This is a genomic window from Kitasatospora sp. NPDC001132 (genome assembly GCF_053598415.1).
Map to the genome: position 1 here is coordinate 1 of NZ_JBSFKF010000033.1, position 21,379 is coordinate 21,379.

Consider the following 21,379-nt stretch of genomic DNA (forward strand, 5'->3'; position numbering starts at 1 on the left):
AAGGAACGGAGGCTTCCTTCGGGCCGCCTTCCAGCGGACCCTCCGGGCTTCGTTCTTTCGTGTTTCCAGCTTATCAGATGTTTTCCGCTCCGTTTCCGGAGCTTCGTCATCCAACTCGCTGGTGTCTTCCGGGGCTTGACGCCCTGTCCGACGTTTCAAACTCTAGCCGATCTCCGCTCCGAAAAGCGAATCCGGCCGCAACCCGATAAAACGAGCACACCGAATAAGCACCAAGCCGTCACGCGAAAAAGCGAAACGACCGGCACGAGCCGGAAGTGGTGTTTCAGGGGATTGGCCGCCCCGGGACCGTCCGCGCAGTGCGTGTCCGGTGCTCCCTGCCAGGCAGCTCGAAGAACTGTACGCGCTTCCGCACCCGGATGCAAACGTCGTGCAAAGACGGCCGGCCGGACCCCGGGGAGAGGGGTCCGGCCGGTGGAGCCGTGCGGATCAGCTGTTGGTGGGGAAGCCCAGGTTGATGCCGCCGTGCGACGGGTCCAGCCAGCGCTGGGTCACGGCCTTGCCCCGGGTGAAGAACTGGACGCCGTCCTGGCCGTACGCGTGGGCGTCGCCGAACAGGGAGGCCTTCCAGCCGCCGAAGGAGTAGTAGGCGACCGGGACCGGGATCGGCACGTTGATGCCGACCATGCCGACCTCCACCTCGAACTGGAAGCGCCGGGCCGCGCCGCCGTCGTTGGTGAAGAGGGCGGTGCCGTTGCCGTACGGGTTGGCGTTGATCAGCGCCAGGCCCTCCTCGTACGAGGCGACGCGCACGACCGAGAGGACCGGGCCGAAGATCTCGTCGTTGTAGACGGACATGCCGGGCTTCACGTGGTCGAACAGCGTGGGGCCGAGCCAGAAGCCGTCGGCCGTCGGGGAGCCGTTCCTGTCCTCGGCGGTGACCGGGTGCTTGCGGCCGTCCACGGCGAGCTCGGCGCCGTCGGCTACCCCGGACTCCACGTAGGAGGTGACCTTGTCCCGGTGCTGGCCGGTGACCAGCGGGCCCATCTCGGAGTCGCCGTTGCAGCCCGGGCCGACCTTCAGGGTGGCGATCCGCTGCTTGATCTTGTCGACCAGCTCGTCGCCGATCGGGTCGACCGCGACCAGCACGGACACCGCCATGCAGCGCTCGCCCGCCGCGCCGAAGCCGGCGTTGACGGCGGCGTCGGCGGCGAGGTCGAGGTCCGCGTCCGGCAGGACCAGCATGTGGTTCTTGGCGCCGCCCAGGGCCTGCACGCGCTTGCCGTAGCGGGTGCCGGTCTCGTAGACGTAGCGGGCGATCGGGGTGGAGCCGACGAAGCTGACGGACTTGACGTCCGGGTGCTCCAGCAGGCGGTCGACGGCCACCTTGTCGCCGTGCACGACGTTGAAGACGCCGTCCGGCAGGCCGGCCTCCTTCCACAGCTCGGCGAGGAAGTTGGCGGCGGACGGGTCCTTCTCCGAGGGCTTCACCACGACGGTGTTGCCGGCCGCGATGGCGATCGGGAAGAACCACATCGGCACCATGGCCGGGAAGTTGAACGGCGAGATGATCGCGACCGGGCCGAGCGGCTGGCGGATCGAGTAGACGTCGACGCCGGTCGAGGCCTGCTCGGTGAACCCGCCCTTGACCAGCTGCGGGATGCCGCAGGCGTACTCCACGACCTCCAGGCCGCGGGCGATCTCGCCCAGCGCGTCGGAGTGCACCTTGCCGTGCTCCGCCACGATGATCGAGGCCAGCTCGTCGCGGCGGGCGTTCAGCAGCTCGCGGAAGGCGAAGAGCACCGTCGTCCGCTTCGCGATCGAGGCGGTGCGCCATTCGGTGAAGGCCGCGGCGGCGGCGGCCACCGCCTGGTCGACCTCGGCGATCTCGGCGAAGTCGACCTGTCCGGCGACCTGGCCGGTGGCCGGGTCGAAGATCTCACCGCGACGGGGGGCCGCACCGGCGGTGGCGACCGGCTTGCCGCCGATCCAGTGAATGATGTGCTTGCTCAAGGTCCGTCTGCCTCCGAAGTCCCGGGCGGCGTCCTGCCACCGGTCCGGTCTGGCGCCGCCGCGGGTGGGCCGGGCGACGGAAATCACGGGGCTACCGCGCTCGTCTCCCAGTCTGGTGGGCGCTCCGGCCCGGCTCAACGAACAGGCTGACGGGGATCGTGGATTCAGCCTTACAGGTCGTCCGGTCGCTCGGCCGAACGAGTGGACGGCGGCGGGACCTCAGGACTCCCCGTCTTCCGGCTCCTCCAGGTACGGGTCGTGCAGCCCGTCCGCCGCCTCCTGGGTCTCCAGCAGGTCCAGCCGCAGGTCCTGCGCCCAGGCCAGCGCCCATCGCTTGAGCTCGTCCACCTCCCTGGCCGGGACGCCCCGGGCGCGGAACCGCCCGTCCGCCGCCTCGGCGAGCGTCTCCAGCCGTTCGGCGAGCGCCGTGGGCTGGAAGTCCGGGTCCAACTCCCCCGCCAACGCGAGCAGTTCACCCTCCCGGTAGCAGCGGGTGAGGGCGTGCACGTCGATCAGGTCGCGCGGCATGCCCCGGTCCACGAGCAGCACGGTGGTCAGCGCGGCCGCGTCCTCCAGGGCGACGACCGGCAGCACCAGCGGCGGCTCGTCCGGTCCGGGCACACCGAAGTCGAGGCGGACCGGGCGGTGGCCCAGTGGTTCCTTGCGCAGCTCCACCGAGTGCGACCGTCCGCCGAGCGCCAGCCGGACGGTGAGCTGCTCCAGCCGCGGCGTGCCCGGCCGGTCGACGGCCCCGCCGCCCGCCGCCCGGTACGCCTCACCCAGCGCGGCGGCCGCCTCCGGCAGGTCGGCGCCGCCGGTCGCCAGGGTCAGCCCGTCCTGCGGGCAGGCCGCGACACCGTGGGCGCGCAGCGCGTGCCCACCGGCCAGGGCGAGGCCGTACCGGTCGCAGACGGGTGCGACCGCCGCGGCCAGGCGCAGCTGGGCGGCGCCCGGGCGGAGGGGCGCGTCGACGGCGTGCGGGGCGGTGGTCACGCCTCCAGTCTGACGCGGCCGCCCACTCCGCGCGCCGCCACCGGCTCGCGCCCCGGGGTTCCCCCACGCGCCGCCACCGTCGAGCGCCCAGGGATGCCCCCGGACGCCCCGCGGCTCACCAGCCGCCGAGCCTCGCCGCCGCCTCGTGCAGGGCGAGCTCCAGCAGCACCGGGTCGTTGAGCCTCCCGGAGCCGTCGGGCGGGACCAGCCAGCGCACGCCCGGGCTGCTTCGCTCGGGGTGCGGGACGACGATCCAGGTGCCCTCCCCGGCGCCGCGCACGCCGGTGCCGATCCAGTGGGCCGCGGTGCCGACGGGCACCAGGAAGCTGAGGTGTTCACCCCCGAAGTCGGTGAGGACCGGGCCGCGGGTGCGCGGGTCCAGGACCTCCAGGGCCGGGCGGCCGAGCCGCCCGGGGACGGAGAGGACGTCCCAGCGCCGGCCGGCCGGCAGCAGCACCAGGCCGAGCCCGGTGCGCTCCCACTGCTCCCGGAAGGATTCCGGGTCCGGTGCCAGCTGGGCGAGCCAGTGCAGTCCGGTGGTCTCCAAGTCGTGTCCCCGCTTCTCGCCGTTCCTACTGTTCGGAGACGGCGGGAGCAACGAGACCCGCCGTCACCAGGGAGAGGCGGACGGCGGGTCCCGATTACACGACTGGGGGCACCCGACTGCGGGTGCGGGCGCTTCAGCTGTCGAAGCCCAGACCCATCCGGTCGAGGGTGCGCAGCCAGAGGTTGCGGTGGCCGCCGTTGCGGTCCGCCCGCTCCAGCGACCGGGTGGTGATCTCGATCCCGGCCCAGCGCACCGGCTCGGGCGGGAACGGCAGCGGCTTGCTGCGCACCATGTCCAGCGAGGTGCGCTCGGTGCGCTCGCCGGCGAGCAGGTCGAGCATCACCTCGGCGCCGAAGCGGGTCGCGCCGACGCCGAGTCCGGTGTAGCCGACCGCGTACGCGACCTTGCCCCGGTAGCCGGTGTCGAAGAACGCCGAGAACCGGCTGCAGGTGTCGATCGCGCCGCCCCAGGCGTTGGTGAAGCGCAGGCCCTCCAGCTGCGGGAAGCAGCGGAAGAAGTGGTTGGCCAGGGTGCGGAAGGTCTCCGGTCGCTGGTCGTACTCGTGCCGGACGTGGCCGCCGAAGTGGTAGACCGCGTCGTAGCCGCCCCAGAGGATCCGGTTGTCGGCGGAGAGCCGGAAGTAGTGGAACTTGTTGGCGCTGTCGCCGAGGCCCTGCCGCCCGCGCCAGCCGATCGAGGCGAGTTGCTCGTCGCTGAGCGGCTCGGTCATCAGCGCGTAGTCGTACACCGGGACGACGTACGGGCGGACCCGCTTGAGCAGCGACGGGAAGACGTTGGTGCCGAGCGCGACCTTGCGGGCGAAGACCCGGCCGTACGGGGTGCGGACGGCCATGCCGCTGCCGTGCTCCCGCAGGTCGGTGGCCCGGGTGTGCTCGAAGATCCGCACGCCCTGGCCGAGGCAGGCGTCCTTGAGGCCCCAGGCGAGCTTGGCGGGGTGGACCATCGCCACGCCCTCCTTGTCCCAGAGCCCGCCGAGGAAGGTCGGCGAGTTCACCTCGGCGCGCACCTGGTCGGCGTCCAGGACGGTGATGTCGAGGCCGTACCGGGCGACCGCCTCGGCGACCTCGTGGAGCTCCTCGACCTGGTGGGGCTGGGTGGCGACGTCGATCTCGCCGGTGCGCTCCCACTCGGCGTCGATGCCGTAGCGCTTGAGGGTGGCCTCGATGCCGTCGAGGTTGGCGGCACCGAGGCGTTCCAGCTGGGCCAGTTCGGACGGCCAGCGGTCCAGGCCGTTGCCGAAGCCGTGGGTGAGGCTGGCCGCGCAGAATCCGCCGTTGCGCCCGGACGCGGCCCACCCGACCTCGTTGCCCTCGACCAGCACGACGTCCAGCGAGGGGTCGCGCTCCTTGGCGATGAGGGCGGTCCACAGGCCGGAGTAGCCGCCACCGACGACCAGCAGGTCGCAGGTGGTGTCGCCGACCAGGGCGGGCAGCGCCGCCGGCCGGCCGGGATCCTCCAGCCAGAAGGGGGTGGGCCTGGCGTCACTGAGTGCGCGGGCGGAGTCCATGCATTATCAGCCACTTTCTACGGATAGGTGATGGTTGTACGTGCCACCGCTGTCGACCGTACGTCAGGCGGTGGCCTTCCGACGGTTGCCCAGCCACTGGCCGACGACGGTCAGCACGACGGCAGCGAGGAACATCGCGGTGCCGATGACGTTCACCTGCACCGGGATGCCGCGCTGCGAGGCGCCCCAGACGAACATCGGGAAGGTGACCGTGGTCGGCCCCGAGTTGAACTGGGTGATGATGAAGTCGTCGAAGGAGAGCGCGAAGCTGAGCAGCGCGCCCGCCGCGATGCCGGGCGCCGCCAGCGGCAGGGTGACCCTCAGGAAGGTCTGGGTGGGGGTCGCGTAGAGGTCCTGGGCGGCCTGTTCGAGCCTCGGGTCCATGCTCATCACGCGCGCCTTGACCGCCGTCACCACGAAGCTGAGGCAGAACATGATGTGCGCGATGAGGATGGTGGTGAAGCCGAACGGGATGCGCATGTTGAGGAAGAGCGTCCCGAGCGAGGCGGCCATGACCACCTCGGGCATGGCCATCGGCAGGAAGATCATCGCGGTGGTGGCCGAGCGGCCGCGGAAGCGGTAGCGGGCCAGCGCGAAGGCGACCATGGTGCCGAGCACGGTGGCGCCGATGGTGGCGAGCACCGCGATCTGCAGGCTGAGCGAGAGCGACTGGCACATGTCGGCGACGCCGCAGGGGTTGGTCCAGGCGTCGGTGGAGAACTCGTTCCACTCGTAGTTGAACTTGCCCACCGGCTTGTTGAACGAGAAGGCCAGCACGACCAGGTTGGGCAGCACCAGGTAGGCGAGGGCCAGCAGGCCGGCCAGCACCACCAGGTGGGCGCGGATCCACTTGAACATCCGGGACATCAGACCAGATCCTCCGTCCCGGCCTTGCGCATGTAGACCGTCACCATGCCCAGGATCAGGGCCATCAGGATGAAGCTCAGCGCGGCCGCCGTGGGGTAGTCGAGCACGTTCAGGAACTGCTTCTGGATGCCGTTGCCGACCATCTGCTCGCTCGGCGAGCCCAGCAGCTGGGCGTTGATGTAGTCGCCGGAGGCCGGGATGAAGGTCAGCAGGGTGCCCGCGACCACGCCCGGCAGCGAGATCGGGAAGGTGACCTTGCGGAAGGTGGTGAACGGCCGGGCGTAGAGGTCCCCGGCCGCCTCGTGCAGTCGCGGGTCGATCCGCTCCAGCGAGGTGTACAGCGGAAGGATCATGAACGGCAGGAAGTTGTAGGTGAGGCCGCAGACCACCGCGAGCGGCGTGGCCAGCACCCGGTCGCCGTCGGTGAGGCCGAGCAGGTTGGTGACGTCCAGGACGTGCAGCGCGTTCAGCGCGCCGACCACCGGGCCGCCGTCGGACAGGATGGTCTTCCAGGCCAGGGTGCGGATCAGGAAGCTGGTGAAGAACGGCGCGATGACCAGGATCAGGATGACGTTGCGCCAGCGCTTGCTCGCCTTGAAGGCGATCGTGTACGCGAGCGGGTAGCCGACGACCAGGCAGAGCACGGTGGCGACGGCCGCGTAGGAGAACGAGCGCAGGAAGTGCCACTTGTACTCGACCAGGGCGTCCCAGTAGGTCGAGAAGTGCCAGGTGACCTTGAAGCCCTCTTCGAGCGAGCCGGTCTGCAGCGAGGTCGAGCCCTGGTAGAGCATCGGGACGGCGAAGAAGATCAACAGCCAGGCGATGCCGGGCAGCAGCAGCCAGTACGGGGTGAGCTTGCGCCTGGGCTTCGCCCCCGGTTCCGTGCGGGGGCCGCCGTCGGGGGGTATCGCCTGGGGCGGCGCGGCCGGGGCGGTGGCGGTCATGCGGCCTCCTCCGCGGTGCCCGCGTCGATCGCCTGAGCGGCGTCCAGGGCGAAGGAGTGGGCCGGGTTCCAGTGCAGTCGGACGGCGGCGCCGGGGACGATCCGGGCGTCGCGCTCCATGTTCTGCTCGAAGACGGTGACCTCCTGGCCGCCGTCGGTGCGCACCACGTACTGGGTGGAGACGCCGATGAAGCTGGAGTCGAGCACGGTGCCGGTCAGCCGGTTGCGGCCGTCGGCGACCTGCTCCGAGGCGTGGGTGATGGTGATCTTCTCCGGGCGCACGCCCAGGTGGACGCGCTTGGCGTCGGTGGCGCAGCGCGCCTTCGGCACCGTGAGGCGGGCGCCGGCCGCGCTGAGCAGCAGGTCTCCGCCGTCTGCGCCGGTGACCTCGGCGGGCAGCAGGTTGGACTGGCCGAGGAAGTTGGCCACGAAGGTGGTGGCGGGGTTCTCGTACAGCTCGGCGGGGGCGCCCAGCTGCTCGACCCGGCCGCCGTTCATCACCGCGATGGTGTCGGCCATGGTCATGGCCTCCTCCTGGTCGTGGGTGACGTGCACGAAGGTGATGCCGACCTCGGTCTGGATCCGCTTGAGCTCCAGCTGCATCTGGCGGCGGAGCTTGAGGTCGAGCGCGCCGAGCGGCTCGTCCAGGAGCAGCACCTGGGGGTGGTTGATCAGCGCGCGGGCGACCGCGACGCGCTGCTGCTGGCCGCCGGAGAGCTGGTGCGGCTTGCGCCGGGCGTACTGGCCGAGTTCGACCAGCTCCAGCATCTCGTCGACCTGCTTCTTGACGTCCTTCCGGCCGCGCCGGCGCAGGCCGAAGGCGACGTTCTCGAAGATGTCCAGGTGCGGGAAGAGCGCGTAGCTCTGGAAGACGGTGTTCACCGGCCGCTTGTACGGGGGCAGGGCGGTGACGTCCTGGCCGCCGATCAGGACGGTGCCGGTGGTGGGCTCCTCCAGGCCGGCGATCATGCGCAGGGTGGTGGTCTTGCCGCAGCCGGAGGCGCCGAGCAGGGCGAAGAAGGAGCCCTGCGGGACGGTCAGGTCGAGCGGGTGGACGGCGGTGAAGGAGCCGTAGGTCTTGCCGATGCCGGTGAGCCGGACGTCGCCGCCGGCGGCCGCGTCGCGCTGCTGGTCTGTCATGGGGTGGTGTCTTCCTGGGTTTCTCTGCCGGGAGTCGGGGGTCAGGCGCCGATGAGCTTGGAGAACTTCTGCTCGAAGTCGCTCTCCTCGCTCTCGGAGAGCGTGCGGAACACGTGGGCCTTGACCGCCATCTCGGGGGTGGGTACGACCAGCGGGTTGGCCGCGGTCTCCGGGGCGATGCCGGCGAGCTCGTCCTTCATCCCGGTGACGGCGGAGACGAAGCCGATGCCCGCGACCAGCTGCGCCGCGATCTTCGGCTGATAGTAGAAGTCGATCAGCTTTTCCGCGTTCGTCTTGTGCCGGGCCTTGGCCGGGACCAGCATGTTGTCGGTCGAGGCGATGTAGCCCTTCTCCGGGATGACGAACTCGATGTCCGGGTTGTCGGCCCGCAGTTGGATCAGGTCGCCGCCCCAGGCGATGCAGGCCGCGATGTCGCCGGCCGACAGCTCCTGGCCGTAGTCGTTGCCGGTGAACCGGCGGATCTGCTTGCTGTCGACGGCCTTCTGCAGCCGGGCGACCGCGCCGTCGTAGTCGTCGGCGGTGAACTTCGCGCTGTCCTTGCCCTGGTCCAGCAGGACCATCCCGATGCTGTCGCGCATCTCGGAGAGGAAGGTGACCCGGCCCTTGAGGTCGGGGTCGTCCAGCAACTGGGAGACGCTGGTGACCGGCTTCCCCTTGGTCGCCTTCCGGTTGTACGCGACGACGGTCTGGATGCCGGCCCACGGGTAGGAGTAGAGCCGACCCGGGTCCCAGTCGGGGGCGCGGAAGCGCGCGTCGATGTTGGTGATCGCGGTGGTGACGTTCGCCGGGTCGAGCTTCTGCGCCCAGCCCAGCCGGATCAGCCGGGCGGCCATCCAGTCGGTGAGCACCATCAGGTCGCGGCCGGTGTCCTGGCCGGAGGCGAGCTGCGGCTTGACCTTCCCGAAGAACTCGACGTTGTCGTTGACGTCCTCGTTGTACTTGACCCTGATGCCGGTGGCCTCGGTGAAGGCGTCCAGGGTGCCGTGCTTCTCCTTGTCCTTCTCGTCCGTGTCGATGTACAGCGGCCAGTTGGAGAAGTCGACCTCCTTCTGCGTCTCGGAGAGGTCCTTGGCGGCGTTCGCGGTCGAGTCGCCGGTCGCCCGCGGGGCCGCCGGGATGCCGCAGGCGGCCAGGGTGCCCGCTCCGGCGGTCAGCGCGGCGGCGCGCAGCAGGGTGCGGCGGCCGAGCGCGGCCCGGCCGCTGGTCAGGCTGCGTTCCCAGGCCCTTCGGACCGGTTCGGGCAGACCGTCGGTGAGCTCGTTGAACGCCATGGAACGGGCCTCCTGGGGGAGATGGGGTGTGGGGGCACCCGCTTGGGCCGGGGGTTATCTGTCTCCGAAGACGGTGCGGTGCCAGTCCTTGCGGGCCACCGCGGTGGTGTCGAACATGACGTGCTTGACCTGGGTGTACTCGTCCAGCGAGTACTGGGACATGTCCTTGCCGTAGCCGGACGCCTTGTAGCCGCCGTGCGGCATCTCGCTGATGATCGGGATGTGGTCGTTGACCCAGACGCAGCCGGCCGCGATCTCCCGGGTGGCGCGCAGCGAGCGGTGCACGTTGCTCGTCCAGGCGGAGGCGGCCAGGCCGTACGGGGTGTCGTTGGCCAGCCGCAGACCCTCGTCGTCGCCGTCGAAGGGCAGCACGACCAGCACCGGGCCGAAGATCTCGCCCTGCACGACCTCGCTGTCCTGGGCCGCGCCGGTGATCAGGGTGGGCAGGTGGTACGCGCCGCGGGTGAGGTCGGTGCCGTCGTGGCCCTTCTCCGCGGGCCGACCGCCGGTGACCACGGTGGCGTACGAGCGGGCGCGCTCCACGAAGCCGGCCACCCGGTCCCGGTGGGCGTACGAGACCAGCGGGCCGAGGTCGGTGTGCGGGTTCAGCGGGTCGCCGACCCGGATCGCGGCGTACAGCTCGGCGACCCCGGCCACGAAGGCGTCGTACAGCGGGCGCTGGACGTAGGCGCGGGTGGCGGCGGTGCAGTCCTGGCCGCCGTTGATCAGCGAGGCGGCGACCGCTCCGTGCACGGCGGCGTCCAGGTCGGCGTCGTCGAAGACCACGAACGGGGCCTTGCCGCCGAGTTCCAGGTGGGTGCGCTTGACGCTCGCGGTGGCGATCTCGGCGACCCGCCTGCCGACGCCGGTGGAGCCGGTGAAGGAGACCATCGCGACGTCCGGGTGCCCGACCAGGTGCTCGCCGGCGGTGCGCCCGGCGCCGGTGACCACGTTGACCACGCCGTCCGGGATGCCCGCGGCGGTGCAGGCCCGGGCGAACATCAACGAGGTCAGCGGGGTCAGCTCGGCCGGCTTGAGCACGATGGTGTTGCCCGCGGCGATCGCCGGGAGGATCTTCCAGGCGGCCATCTGCAGCGGGTAGTTCCACGGCGAGATCGAGCCGACCACGCCGACCGCCTCGCGCCGCACGTACGAGGTGTGGTCGCCGGAGTACTCACCGGCCGCCTTGCCCTCCAGGTTGCGGGCGGCGCCGGCGAAGAAGGCGGCGTTGTCGATCGTGCCGGGCACGTCGAACTCGGTGGCCAGCTTGACCGGCTTGCCGGTCTGCGCCGTCTCCACCCGGGCCAGGTCGTCGGCCGCCCCCGCCAGGACGGCGGCCAGCCTGGTGAGCGCCTCGGACCGCGCGCCGGGGGTGGCCGAGGACCAGCCGGGCAGGGCGGCCTTCGCGGCGGCGACGGCGGTGTCCACGTCCTCGGTGGTGGCCAGCGCGACCTGCTCGACCACGCTGCCGTCGGCGGGGTTGACGACCTGGAAGGGTTCCCCGCTCCCCCGGGTCTGGCGGCCCGCAATGTACTGCGCGCCCGGGCCGAAGTCGGTCAGGTCCATCTGGTTCCTCCAAGTGCCGTGGTTCGACCGCTGCGGGGTCACGCGTCCGCGCTGGGGGTCTGCGGTCCCGCTGACCTTGCCTGCTGGGAGGTTGACGTGACAAGGGTCACTTCGACAACCTCGGCGCGAAGGGCCTTACAGGGTGCAAGGGTGCAGCCAGGGCGACAGGTCGTCTGGGGGATGGATGATTTACCTGACACCCTGATCACCCGGAGCCCCCGCTCCGGTCCCCACACGGCCTCCGGAGGCCCGCGATGCTCCCCACCGTCGCCCGAATCCTCGACCTGGACGTGATGCGGCGCGGCCTGCCCCAGGTGGTGGCCGGCGCCGACCACCTGGAACGGCCGGTCCGCTGGGTCCACGTCAGCGAGCTGCCCGACGTCGCCGGGATGCTCCGCGGTGGCGAGCTGGTGCTGACCACCGGCATCGCCCTGCCGGAGGACCGCGAGGGCCTGGCCCGCTACGTCCGCGAGCTGGACGAGGTCGGGGTGGCCGGCCTGGTCGTCGAGTTCGGGCGGCGCTACTTCGACTCGCTCCCCCGCGCCCTGGTCAACGCCGCCGAGCAGCGCGGGCTGCCGCTGGTCACGCTCCGCCGCGAACTGCGCTTCGTCGCCGTCACCGAGGCCGTGCACGCCCTGGTGGTCAACGCCCAGCTGGAGCAGCTGAGGGTCTCCGAGTCGGTCCACCAGGTCTTCAACGAGCTGGTGGTGGAGGGAGCCGAGCCGCCCGAGGTGATCCGCCAGGTGGCCCGGATGGCCGGCGCCCCGGTCGTCCTGGAGAACCTGGCCCACCAGGTGCTCGCCCACGACGCCGCCGGACGCCCCGAGGCCGAGGTGCTGGAGGACTGGGAGCGCCGCTCGCGCGGGGTGCGCCCGGCCGGGCGCACCGGCCACGACCCGCGCAGCGGCTGGCTGGTCACCACCGTCGGCGCCCGCGGCCAGGACTGGGGCCGCCTGGTGCTGGTGCAGGAGCCCGGCCCGCTGCCCGGGGGCGAGCCCCACCCCCACACCATGCTGCTGGAGCGCGGCGCCTCCGCGCTGGCGCTCAACCGGCTGGTGGTGCGCGACCGGGAGAGCCTGGAGCGGCAGACCCACCGCACCCTGCTGTCCGGCATCCTCACCCACGCGCTGACCGTCTCCGAGGCGGCCCTGCGCGCCCAGGCCCTCGGCGTCCCGCTGGAGGGCCGCCGGTTGGTCGGCGTGGTGCTGAGACAGCGGCGCGGGCCGATCCCGGCCGCGCTGGAGGCCCAGGCCCGGCTGCGCGACTTCACCGAGCTGGCCGCCGGCGCGGTCCGGGCCTGCCGGCTGACCGCGCTGGTCGGCGCGCTCGACGACGAGGCCGTGGGCCTGCTGATCGCCCTCGGCACCCAGCAGGACGAGCACGCCGCGCTGGACTCCCTCTCGGCCACGCTGCGCCGGATGTCGGCCGAGGCCGGACGGGAGGGCGGCGACCCGGCCGGCCCGGTGGTCGCGGTCGGCTCCTCGGTCGGCTCGGTGCGTGACGCCCGGCGCACCCTGCTGGAGGCCACCCAGGTCGCCGACGCCGCCCTGCACGACGCGCCCGGCGGCCGCAGCTCCTCCTACTACCGCCTGCCGGACGTCCGGCTGCGCGGCCTGCTCCACCTGCTGCGCGACGACGCCCGGCTGCAGACGTACGTGGAACGGGAGTTGGGCCCGCTGCTGGCCCACGACGCGGAGCACAACGGCCAGTTGGTGCAGATGCTGCGGATCTACCTGGAGCAGGGCCGGAACAAGTCCGCCGCGGCGGACGCCGCGCACCTGTCCCGGCCGTCCTTCTACGACCGGCTGCACAAGGTCGAGCGGATCCTCGGCGTGGACCTCGACCAGGTGGAGTCCTGCCTCTCCCTGCACGTGGCCCTGCTCGCGCTGGACGCGGTGCGCCGGTAGGACGGATCACACCCCGGTGATGCGGCCCCAGACCTTGTGCAGCTCGGGCCGCTCGGCCGAGGCGACGTCGCGCATGGTGTGCAGCCGGGCGCGCATCTCCTCGGTCGGGAAGACCAGCGGGTTCTCGGCGAGTTCGGCCTTCTCCTTGTCGCCGCTGTCCGCCAGCACCTCGCGGGCGGCCGGCACCGGGCAGATGTACTGGACGAACGCGGCGAGTTCGGCCGCCACCTCGGGCTGGTAGTAGTAGTCGATCAGCAGCTCGGCGTTGCGCTTGTGGGCGGCCCGGTTGGGGATCATCAGGCTCTCCGCCCACAGCTCGCCGCCCTCCTCCGGCACCACGAACTCGATGTCCGGGTTCTCGGCGGTGAGCTGGACGGCGTCGCCCGAGTACGCCTGGCAGGCGAGCGCCGCGCCGGAGGCGAGGTCGCTGGTGTAGTCGTTGCCGGTGAAGCGCCGGACGTGGCCGCTGTCGACCGCCTTCTGCACCAGGTCCATCGCCCTGCGCGCGTCGTCGTCGCTGAACTTCGCGATGTCCGCGCCCTGGGAGAGCATCAGCAGCCCGAGCGCCTCGTCCAGCCCGGCGAACAGCGTGACCCGGCCCTTGAGGTCGGGCGCCCACAGGTCGGCGGTGGACCTGATCTCGCGGCCGAGCGCCTTGCGGTTGTAGGCGATGCCGGTGATCCCGGACTGCCACGGCACGCTGCGCCTGCGCCCGGGGTCGAAGGCCGGGTCGGCGAGCTGCGGGTCCAGGTTGGCCGTGACGTTGGGCAGGTTGCCCCGGTCCATGGCCTGCACCCAGCCCAGCGAGACGTACCGTCCGGCCATCCAGTCGCTGATCACCATCAGGTCCCGGCCGGGGGCGGCGCCCTGGGTGAGCACCGGGCTGATCTTGCCGAAGAACTCGTCGTTGTCGTTGATGTCCTCGGTGTAGGTGACCTCGATCCCGGACTTCTCACTGAACGCGTCCAGGGTCGGGCGGCCGCCCGCGTCGTCGGTGTCGATGTACTGCGTCCAGTTGGAGAAGGCGAGCCGCTTGTCGCTCTCCGAGCGGTCGGGGGCCGAGCGGCGGTCCTCGGCCACGTACGCGGACGGGATGCCGCAGCCGGTCAGCGTGCCGGCGCCGAGCAGCGCGGCGCCGCCGAGCACGGAACGCCGGCGGACGGCACGGGAGTCGACGGGACGGCGGGTCAGGGTGGTGCGGCTGGGCATGAGCGGCCTTCCGGAGCGTGGGACGGCCCCGGGCACGCGCGTGCTCGGGGCCGTCCTGGTAGGTACGTCTGGTACGTCTGGGTACGTCAGACAGTGTGCGCGTCGGTGAGCGACAGCACCTCGTCCAGGACCGCGAGGCCGGTCTTGGCCTCCTCCTCGGTGACGGTGCACGGCGGGACGACGTGGAAGCGGTTCATGTTGACGAACGGCCAGAGCCCGCGCTGCTTGCAGGCGGCGGCCAGCTCGGCCATCGGCGCGTTGTCGGCGCCGGCCGCGTTGTAGGGCACCAGCGGCTCACGGGTCTCCCGGTCCTTCACCAGGTCGAGCGCCCAGAACACGCCGAGGCCGCGGACCTCGCCGACCGACGGGTGCCGCTCGGCCAGCTCGCGCAGGCCGGGGCCGAGGACCGTCTCGCCGATGTGCCTGGCGTTCTCGACGATGCCCTCCTCCGCCATGGTGGTGATGGTCGCCACCGCGGAGGCGCAGGCCAGCGGGTGGCCGGAGTAGGTGAGCCCGCCGGGGAAGGCCCGCTCGGCGAAGGTGGCCGCGATCTCGGCGCTGATCGCCACGCCGCCCAGCGGCACGTAGCCCGAGTTGACACCCTTGGCGAAGGTGAGCAGGTCCGGGGTGACGCCCCAGTGGTCGGCGGCGAACCACTCGCCGGTGCGGCCGAAGCCGGCCATCACCTCGTCCAGGATGAACACGATCCCGTAGCGGTCGCAGATCTCCCGCACCCCGGCCAGGTAACCCGCCGGCGGGACCAGGATGCCCGCGGTGCCGACCACCGTCTCCAGGATGACCGCCGCGACGGTGCCGGGCCCCTCGAACGCGATCACCTGCTCCAGGTGCTCCAGCGCGCGCTCGCACTCCTGCACCTCGTTCTCGGCGTGGAAGTTGGAGCGGTAGGGGTACGGCCCCCAGAAGTGCACCACCCCGGAGACGCCGCTCTCGTTGGGCCAGCGCCGCGGGTCGCCGGTCAGGGCGATCGCGTTGGCGGTGGCGCCGTGGTACGAGCGGTAGGTGGACAGCACCTTCTGCCGGCCGGTGTGCAGCCGGGCCAGCCGGATGGCGTTCTCGTTGGCCTCGGCACCGCCGTTGGTGAAGAAGATCTTGTCCAGGTCGCCGGGGGTGCGCTCGGCGATCAGCCGGGCGGCCTCGCTGCGCGACTCGACCGCGAAGCCGGGGGCGATGGTGCAGAGCTTCGCCGCCTGCTCCTGGATCGCGGCGACCACCTTGGGGTGCTGGTGGCCGATGTTGGTGTTGACCAGCTGCGAGGAGAAGTCGAGGTAGCGGTTGCCGTCGTAGTCCCAGAAGTACGAGCCCTCGGCGCCGGCCACCGCGAGGGGGTCGATCAGCGCCTGGGCGGACCACGAGTGGAAGACGTGCGCGCGGTCGGCGGCCTTGACGGCCTGGCCGGCGGCTGAGTCAGCGGTGGGGATGCTCATGCCGGTAAGGCTAGGGCGGCCCGTCCCCGAAGGGCAGTTCCATCGTGTCAGCCGGTCGCGCCAACCGTCGACAGGATGCAAAGGCGGTGGGCCCGGGTCGAGATGACCCGGGCCCACCGTCACATCAGCTGACCTTTCGGAGCGATCAGATCGCGGTCATGACGTGCTTCACGCGGGTGTAGTCCTCGAAGCCGTACGCCGACAGGTCCTTGCCGTAGCCGGACTTCTTGAAGCCACCGTGCGGCATCTCGGCGACCAGCGGGATGTGGGTGTTGATCCAGACGCAGCCGAAGTCCAGGCGGCGCGACATCCGCATGGCGCGGGCGTGGTCCTTGGTCCACACCGAGGAGGCCAGCGCGTACTCGACGCCGTTGGCGTACGCGACGGCCTGGTCCTCGTCGGTGAACTTCTGCACGGTGATGACCGGGCCGAAGACCTCGTTCTGGATGATCTCGTCGTCCTGGTTCAGACCGGAGACGACGGTCGGGGCGTAGAAGTAGCCCTGGTCACCGACCCGGTGGCCACCGGCCTCGACCTTGGCGTGGGCGGGCAGCCGCTCGATGAAGCCGGAGACCTGCTTCAGCTGGTTGGCGTTGTTCAGCGGGCCGTACAGCACGTCCTCGTCGTCCACGCCGCCGGTCTTGGTCTCGGCCGCGGCCTTGGCCAGCGCCTCGACGAAGGCGTCGTGGATCGACTCGTGCACCAGCACGCGGGTGGCGGCGGTGCAGTCCTGGCCGGCGTTGAAGTAGCCCGCCACCGAGATGCCCTCGACGGCCTCGGCGATGTCGGCGTCCTCGAAGACCACGACCGGGGCCTTGCCGCCCAGCTCCAGGTGGACGCGCTTGACGTCCTTGGAGGCGGACTCGGCGACCGAGATGCCGGCGCGCACCGAACCGGTGATGGAGGCCATCGCCGGGGTCCTGTGCTCGACCATCAGCTTGCCGGTCTCGCGGTCACCGCAGATGACGTTGAAGACGCCGGCCGGCAGCTCCAGCTCCTTGAGCACGCCGCCGATGATCTCGGCGAGCAGCACGGTGGAGGCCGGGGTGGTGTCGGAGGGCTTCAGCACGACGGTGTTGCCCGCGGCGATGGCCGGGGCGAACTTCCAGACGGCCATCATCATCGGGTAGTTCCACGGCGCGACCTGGGCACAGACGCCGACCGGCTCGCGGCGGATGATCGAGGTCATCCCGTCCATGTACTCGCCCGCGGCCTTGCCCTCCAGCATGCGGGCGGCACCGGCGAAGAACCGGATCTGGTCCACCATCGGGCCGATCTCCTCGGAGAGGGTCAGCGCGCGGGGCTTGCCGGTGTTGCGCACCTCGGTGTCGACGATCTCGTCGGCCCGGGCCTCGACCGCGTCGGCGATCTTCAGCAGCAGCTTCTGCCGGGTGCTCGGGGTGGCGTCGCGCCAGATCGGGAAGGCGGCGTCGGCGGAGGCCATGGCCGCGTCGACGTCGGCGGCACCGGACAGCGGCGACGTCGCGTACACCTCGCCGGTGGTCGGGTCGACGATGTCGAGCGTGCGGCCGTCGGCCGCGTCGACGAACTCACCGTTGATGTAGTTGCGCAGCGTGCGAAGGTCGCTCACGGATCTCTCCTCGGTCTGGGCCTGCGGCGTTGCAGATTCCGGCGCAATGGTACGTCGGCGGATCCGGCGTACGAAGGGTCCCGAGTGGCCGTGCCAGGAGCGGCGCGGTCCACTGGGTGGCGGTACGTGCGCCGGCCCTCGGGTCGCGCGCGTACCGTGCCAGCGTAGCCGCACGACTGCCGGTATCGACAGACCGAGTGCGCTTCAGCGATGAAATCCGCACACGTTTTCCAAGATCACGACGAAATCAGCAGCTTCCACGCTTGCGAACACGCGGGCGATCAGGCACAGTGGCCGCGTGGCCAACCGCGACCGGAACGCCAGCGTTCCCCTCGACGCCGCCTCCAAGGCGATCATCGAGCAGCTCCAGGAGGACGGGCGCCGCCCGTACGCCGCCATCGGCAAGGCCGTCGGCCTGTCCGAGGCTGCTGTGCGGCAGCGCGTCCAGAAGCTGCTCGACCAGGGCGTGATGCAGATCGTCGCCGTCACGGACCCGCTCACCGTCGGCTTCACCCGCCAGGCGATGGTCGGCATCCGGGTCGAGGGTGACATCGAGCCCGTCGCCGACGCGTTGGCCGCCCTCGACGAGGTCGACTACGTCGTCTGCACCGCAGGCTCGTTCGACCTCCTGGCCGAACTGGTCTGCGAGGACGACGAGCACCTGCTCGAACTGATCAACAAGCGCATCCGCGCCCTTCCCGGCGTGCGGAGCACCGAGAGCTTCGTTTACCTGAAGCTCCGGAAACAGACCTACACCTGGGGCACCCGATGACAGCCGACCCGGCGCAGAAGGACCTTTCCAAGACCGCCTACGACCACCTGTGGATGCACTTCACCCGCATGTCGTCGTACGAGAACTCCCCCGTGCCGACGATCGTCAAGGGCGAGGGCACCTACGTCTGGGACGACAAGGGACGCAAGTACCTCGACGGCCTCGCCGGCCTGTTCGTCGTCCAGGCCGGCCACGGCCGTGAGGAGCTCGCCGAGGCCGCCGCCAAGCAGGCCAAGGAGCTCGCCTTCTTCCCGGTGTGGAGCTACGCCCACCCGAAGGCCGTCGAGCTGGCCGAGCGCCTGGCCAACTACGCCCCGGGCGACCTGAACAAGGTCTTCTTCTCCACCGGTGGCGGCGAGGCCGTCGAGACCGCCTGGAAGCTCGCCAAGCAGTACTTCAAGCTGACCGGCAAGCCGACCAAGTACAAGGTCATCTCGCGCGCCGTCGCCTACCACGGCACCCCGCAGGGCGCCCTGTCCATCACCGGCCTGCCGGGCCTGAAGGCCCCGTTCGAGCCGCTGGTGCCGGGCACCCACAAGGCCCCGAACACCAACATCTACCGCGCCCCGGCCTTCCTCGAGGGCCCCGACGGCACGGTCGACCCCGAGGCCTACGGCCGCTGGTGCGCCGACGAGATCGAGGTGGCCATCCTCAACGAGGGCGCCGAGACCGTCGCCGCCGTCTTCGTCGAGCCGGTGCAGAACGCCGGTGGCTGCTTCCCGCCGCCGCCCGGGTACTTCCAGCGCCTGCGCGAGATCTGCGACCGCCACGACGTGCTGCTGGTCTCGGACGAGGTCATCTGCGCCTTCGGCCGCCTGGGCACCATGTTCGGCGCCGACAAGTTTGGCTACCAGCCCGACATGATCACCTGCGCCAAGGGCATGACCTCGGGCTACTCCCCGATCGGCGCCACGATCATCTCGGACCGCCTCGCCGAGCCGTTCTACAAGGGCGACAACACCTTCCTGCATGGCTACACCTTCGGCGGCCACCCGGTCTCCTCCGCGGTGGCGCTGGCCAACCTCGACATCTTCGAGCGCGAGGGCCTGAACCAGCACGTGCTCGACAACGAGGCCGCGTTCCTGGGCACCCTGAACAAGCTGCGCGACCTGCCGATCGTCGGCGACGTCCGCGGCAACGGGTACTTCTACGGCATCGAGCTCGTGAAGGACAAGGTCACCAAGGAGTCGTTCAACGACGAAGAGGTCGAGCGCGTCCTCTACGGCTTCCTGTCGAAGGCCCTCTTCGACAACGGCCTGTACTGCCGCGCCGACGACCGTGGCGACCCGGTCATCCAGCTGGCCCCGCCGCTGATCTCCGACCAGTCGACCTTCGACGAGATCGAGCAGATCCTGCGGACCAGCCTCACCGACGCGTGGGCGAAGATCTGATCACCTGAGCCTTCTTCCCCACCCTCCGCCGAAGGGCGGCCCCGCTCCCCGCGAGGCCGCCCTTCGGCGTCTCCCCCGCCGGTGCAACATCACAGTCGTACGACCAAACATGCCTGAATGCGGGTGATATGCCCGTGATGGACCAGTGCGCCGCAACCGCGACACGCCCCGGTCGTTCTAATCTGACGACTGTCATATCCCTGCGGCCACCCAGGATGGATCCTCATGTCAGCGGCACCGCCTGACAACGACGTGCTGTGGGCCCGAGGGATCGTCAAGTCCCATGACGGCACCCCCGCCCTGCGCGGCATCTCGATCGGCGTCCGCGAGGGCGAGGTGCTCGCCGTCACCGGCCCGCGCGGCTCCGGCAAGAGCACCCTGCTCGGCTGCCTCTCCGCCCAACTCCCGGTCGACGAGGGCGAGGTCTGGTTCAACAGCGCCCCCGTGCACACCCTCCAGCGGGCCGGCCGCGAACGGCTGCGCCGCGACCGCTTCGGCTTCGTCGGCTCCGAGCCCCACCTGGTGCCCGAACTGACCGCCCGGGAGAACGTCGCCCTGCCGCTGCTGCTCGCCGGGGCCGGCAACAAGGCCGCCTACACCGCCGCCGACGAGTGGCTGGAGCGCCTCGACGTCGGCGACTGCGCCCGGCTGCGCCCCGAGCGGCTGATCCAGAGCCGCCGCCAACGGGTCGCCGTCGCCCGCGCCCTGGCCCCGCTGCCACCCGTCGTCTTCGCCGACGACCCGACCGCCCCGCTGCACCGCGAGGCCGCCGAGCAGGTCATGCGGATACTGACCAGCGCGGCCAGGTCCCACCAGCTCACCCTCGTCCTGGCCACCCACGACCCCGAGCTCGTCCGGTTCGCGGACCGCGCCGTCGCCCTGGTCGACGGACGGCTCACCGCCCCCGTCGCCCCCGTCCCCCGCGGCTCCGCCGCCCCCGGAGCCGCCGGAGCGCCCGCCGTCACGGCCACCCGCCGCTGACGACGCCGAGCCGCTGAAACCGAGCTGCCGAAGCCGAGCCGCTGAAAGAGTCGACGTGTTCTATCTCCGTCTGGCCCGGGGCTACCGGGTGCCCGACCTCGGCCGCTGGCTGCTCACCGCCCTGGCCGCCGCCGTGGTCGCCGCCTTCCTGCTGCGCTCCCTCGGCCGGGCGATGAGCGACCCGATCGACGGCGGCGACCCGCTGGCCCGGCTGCTGTGGTGCCTGCCCCCGCTCGCCGCCGTCGCCTGGTTCGCGGCCGTCGCCGCCCGCGCGGTGCCCGCCCGACGGCCCGAGCGGATCGCCGGCCTCACCGCCGCCGGGGCCGGCTCCCGCCGGATCCGGACGCTGATCGCCGGCGAGGTCGCGCTCGCCTGCACCCTCGGCAGCGTGCTCACCCTGCTGCTCTTCCTGGTGCTGCGCAACGACATCGCCGGCCCCGGGCTCGCCCTCGACCTCGGCATGGGCGTGCCGCTGCCGGCCGCCGCGCCGGTCGTCCTGCTCGCCCTGGTCCCGCTCACCGCCGGCACCGCCGCCGCCCTCGCGGTGCCCGTCACCGAGACCCTGCCCGGCGGCCGCACCCAGGCCCCGACCGGCTTCGGCGTCTGGCGGATCGCCCTGGCGACCGGGCTGGGCGTGATCGGCGCCGCGCTCGAACTCATCGCCCTGCGGCCCGGCGCCGCCGTCGACGGCCGCCCGATCCACCTGCCCGCCGGACTCGGCACCACCAGCACCGCCGCCCTCGGCGGCTGGGCGGCCAGCGCGCTCGGCCTCGCCCTGCTCACCGGTCCGCTGCTGGCCTGGACCGGGCGGCTGCTCGCGGTCGGACGGCCCACCCCGCTGCGGCTGCTGGCCGGGCGCGGCCTCACCGCCCAGGCCCGCCGGCTCGGTGCGCCGCTGGCCGTGCTCACCCTCGCCGTGGCGCTGGTGCTCACCACCATCCGCTACTGGATCGGCACGCCGGACAGCGCCGACGCGCTGCCCGCGGTCGAGGCCTGCCTGGTGCTCGGCTGCGCGGCCGCCGCGGTGGTCACCCGGCTCGCCGAGGTCCGCGCCGACCGCCGGGAGGTCACCGACGCGCTGCTGCGCCTCGGCACCTCGCCCCGGCTGCTGTTCGGCGCGGTCGCGCTGCGCACCCTCGCGGTGGGCAGCACCCTGCTGCTGACCGGCGGGGCGACCGCCGCGCTGGCGGCCGCCGGGCTCCGGTAGGGGCCCGCGCCGGTCGTTCCCGCGGAGCG

17 protein-coding genes are annotated in these 21,379 nt (G+C 71.6%); 5 read left to right on the forward strand and 12 right to left on the reverse strand.

The window, feature by feature from the left end; all coding sequences use genetic code 11:
* Positions 1–447: 447 nt before the first annotated feature.
* The 9 genes from ACWDBE_RS31470 to ACWDBE_RS31510 all read right to left on the reverse strand — a co-directional run bounded on the left by ACWDBE_RS31470 (position 448) and on the right by ACWDBE_RS31510 (position 10,847).
* Positions 448–1,971, reverse strand: coding sequence for a CoA-acylating methylmalonate-semialdehyde dehydrogenase (locus ACWDBE_RS31470; protein ID WP_449791342.1), 1,524 nt, complete (start codon positions 1,969–1,971; stop codon positions 448–450).
* 219 nt (positions 1,972–2,190) lie between these two features.
* Positions 2,191–2,964: a nucleotidyl transferase AbiEii/AbiGii toxin family protein gene (locus tag ACWDBE_RS31475; RefSeq protein WP_449809675.1), complete on the reverse strand. Its 774-nt coding sequence runs from the start codon at positions 2,962–2,964 to the stop codon at positions 2,191–2,193.
* A 115-nt stretch (positions 2,965–3,079) separates the two neighbouring features.
* Positions 3,080–3,511, reverse strand: a complete 432-nt coding sequence (locus tag ACWDBE_RS31480) for a hypothetical protein (RefSeq protein WP_449791340.1) — start codon at positions 3,509–3,511, stop codon at positions 3,080–3,082.
* A gap of 133 nt (positions 3,512–3,644) precedes the next feature.
* Positions 3,645–5,039, reverse strand: coding sequence for an NAD(P)/FAD-dependent oxidoreductase (locus tag ACWDBE_RS31485; protein ID WP_449809676.1), 1,395 nt, complete (start codon positions 5,037–5,039; stop codon positions 3,645–3,647).
* Positions 5,040–5,102: 63 nt separating this feature from the next.
* On the reverse strand, positions 5,103–5,906 hold the full coding sequence (locus ACWDBE_RS31490) for an ABC transporter permease (RefSeq protein ID WP_224280157.1): 804 nt from the start codon (positions 5,904–5,906) through the stop codon (positions 5,103–5,105).
* Positions 5,906–6,850, reverse strand: coding sequence for an ABC transporter permease (locus ACWDBE_RS31495; protein WP_449791337.1), 945 nt, complete (start codon positions 6,848–6,850; stop codon positions 5,906–5,908). The genes ACWDBE_RS31490 and ACWDBE_RS31495 overlap by 1 nt, the downstream gene beginning before the upstream one ends.
* A complete protein-coding gene (locus tag ACWDBE_RS31500) occupies positions 6,847–7,989 on the reverse strand; it encodes an ABC transporter ATP-binding protein (protein ID WP_449791336.1) in 1,143 nt (380 codons plus the stop codon). The genes ACWDBE_RS31495 and ACWDBE_RS31500 overlap by 4 nt, the downstream gene beginning before the upstream one ends.
* 41 nt (positions 7,990–8,030) lie before the next feature.
* Entirely contained in the window at positions 8,031–9,281 is a 1,251-nt protein-coding gene (locus ACWDBE_RS31505; protein ID WP_449791335.1) for a polyamine ABC transporter substrate-binding protein, read from the reverse strand.
* 54 nt (positions 9,282–9,335) lie between these two features.
* Complete coding sequence (locus ACWDBE_RS31510; RefSeq protein WP_449791334.1) at positions 9,336–10,847, reverse strand: gamma-aminobutyraldehyde dehydrogenase; 1,512 nt, start codon at positions 10,845–10,847, stop codon at positions 9,336–9,338.
* A gap of 254 nt (positions 10,848–11,101) precedes the next feature.
* Between ACWDBE_RS31510 and ACWDBE_RS31515 the strand changes: the two genes are divergently transcribed.
* A complete protein-coding gene (locus tag ACWDBE_RS31515; protein ID WP_449791333.1) occupies positions 11,102–12,754 on the forward strand; it encodes a PucR family transcriptional regulator in 1,653 nt (550 codons plus the stop codon).
* A 6-nt stretch (positions 12,755–12,760) separates the two neighbouring features.
* Here the strand turns inward: ACWDBE_RS31515 and ACWDBE_RS31520 are convergent, their stop codons facing one another.
* From ACWDBE_RS31520 to ACWDBE_RS31530, 3 genes are all read right to left on the reverse strand, one after another.
* Positions 12,761–13,963 carry a polyamine ABC transporter substrate-binding protein gene (locus tag ACWDBE_RS31520; protein WP_449809678.1) on the reverse strand — a complete coding sequence of 401 codons (1,203 nt, stop codon included), beginning with the start codon at positions 13,961–13,963 and terminating at the stop codon, positions 12,761–12,763.
* 86 nt (positions 13,964–14,049) lie between these two features.
* The gene (locus tag ACWDBE_RS31525) at positions 14,050–15,408 is read right to left on the reverse strand and encodes an aminotransferase class III-fold pyridoxal phosphate-dependent enzyme (protein WP_449791331.1); all 1,359 of its coding nucleotides are present in this window, start codon (positions 15,406–15,408) and stop codon (positions 14,050–14,052) included.
* 145 nt (positions 15,409–15,553) lie between these two features.
* Positions 15,554–16,999: a gamma-aminobutyraldehyde dehydrogenase gene (locus tag ACWDBE_RS31530; RefSeq protein ID WP_449791330.1), complete on the reverse strand. Its 1,446-nt coding sequence runs from the start codon at positions 16,997–16,999 to the stop codon at positions 15,554–15,556.
* Between the two features lie 298 nt (positions 17,000–17,297).
* Between ACWDBE_RS31530 and ACWDBE_RS31535 the strand changes: the two genes are divergently transcribed.
* From ACWDBE_RS31535 to ACWDBE_RS31550, 4 genes are all read left to right on the forward strand, one after another.
* Positions 17,298–17,771, forward strand: coding sequence for an Lrp/AsnC family transcriptional regulator (locus tag ACWDBE_RS31535; protein ID WP_030243538.1), 474 nt, complete (start codon positions 17,298–17,300; stop codon positions 17,769–17,771).
* A complete protein-coding gene (locus ACWDBE_RS31540; protein ID WP_449791329.1) occupies positions 17,768–19,162 on the forward strand; it encodes an aspartate aminotransferase family protein in 1,395 nt (464 codons plus the stop codon). The genes ACWDBE_RS31535 and ACWDBE_RS31540 overlap by 4 nt, the downstream gene beginning before the upstream one ends.
* 225 nt (positions 19,163–19,387) lie before the next feature.
* Complete coding sequence (locus ACWDBE_RS31545) at positions 19,388–20,143, forward strand: ABC transporter ATP-binding protein (RefSeq protein WP_449791328.1); 756 nt, start codon at positions 19,388–19,390, stop codon at positions 20,141–20,143.
* 55 nt (positions 20,144–20,198) lie between these two features.
* Positions 20,199–21,350, forward strand: a complete 1,152-nt coding sequence (locus ACWDBE_RS31550; protein ID WP_449791327.1) for a hypothetical protein — start codon at positions 20,199–20,201, stop codon at positions 21,348–21,350.
* Positions 21,351–21,379 lie beyond the last annotated feature (29 nt).

Bases quoted from the DNA above. Each gene is read 5' to 3' on its own strand.
- ACWDBE_RS31545 (WP_449791328.1), top strand. From the start codon at position 19,388: ATGTCAGCGGCACCGCCTGACAACGACGTGCTGTGGGCCCGAGGGATC.
- ACWDBE_RS31495 (WP_449791337.1), bottom strand. From the start codon at position 6,850: ATGACCGCCACCGCCCCGGCCGCGCCGCCCCAGGCGATACCCCCCGAC.
- ACWDBE_RS31525 (WP_449791331.1), bottom strand. From the start codon at position 15,408: ATGAGCATCCCCACCGCTGACTCAGCCGCCGGCCAGGCCGTCAAGGCC.
- ACWDBE_RS31500 (WP_449791336.1), bottom strand. From the start codon at position 7,989: ATGACAGACCAGCAGCGCGACGCGGCCGCCGGCGGCGACGTCCGGCTC.
- ACWDBE_RS31490 (WP_224280157.1), bottom strand. From the start codon at position 5,906: ATGTCCCGGATGTTCAAGTGGATCCGCGCCCACCTGGTGGTGCTGGCC.
- ACWDBE_RS31485 (WP_449809676.1), bottom strand. From the start codon at position 5,039: ATGGACTCCGCCCGCGCACTCAGTGACGCCAGGCCCACCCCCTTCTGG.
- ACWDBE_RS31540 (WP_449791329.1), top strand. From the start codon at position 17,768: ATGACAGCCGACCCGGCGCAGAAGGACCTTTCCAAGACCGCCTACGAC.
- ACWDBE_RS31515 (WP_449791333.1), top strand. From the start codon at position 11,102: ATGCTCCCCACCGTCGCCCGAATCCTCGACCTGGACGTGATGCGGCGC.
- ACWDBE_RS31520 (WP_449809678.1), bottom strand. From the start codon at position 13,963: ATGCCCAGCCGCACCACCCTGACCCGCCGTCCCGTCGACTCCCGTGCC.
- ACWDBE_RS31505 (WP_449791335.1), bottom strand. From the start codon at position 9,281: ATGGCGTTCAACGAGCTCACCGACGGTCTGCCCGAACCGGTCCGAAGG.
- ACWDBE_RS31510 (WP_449791334.1), bottom strand. From the start codon at position 10,847: ATGGACCTGACCGACTTCGGCCCGGGCGCGCAGTACATTGCGGGCCGC.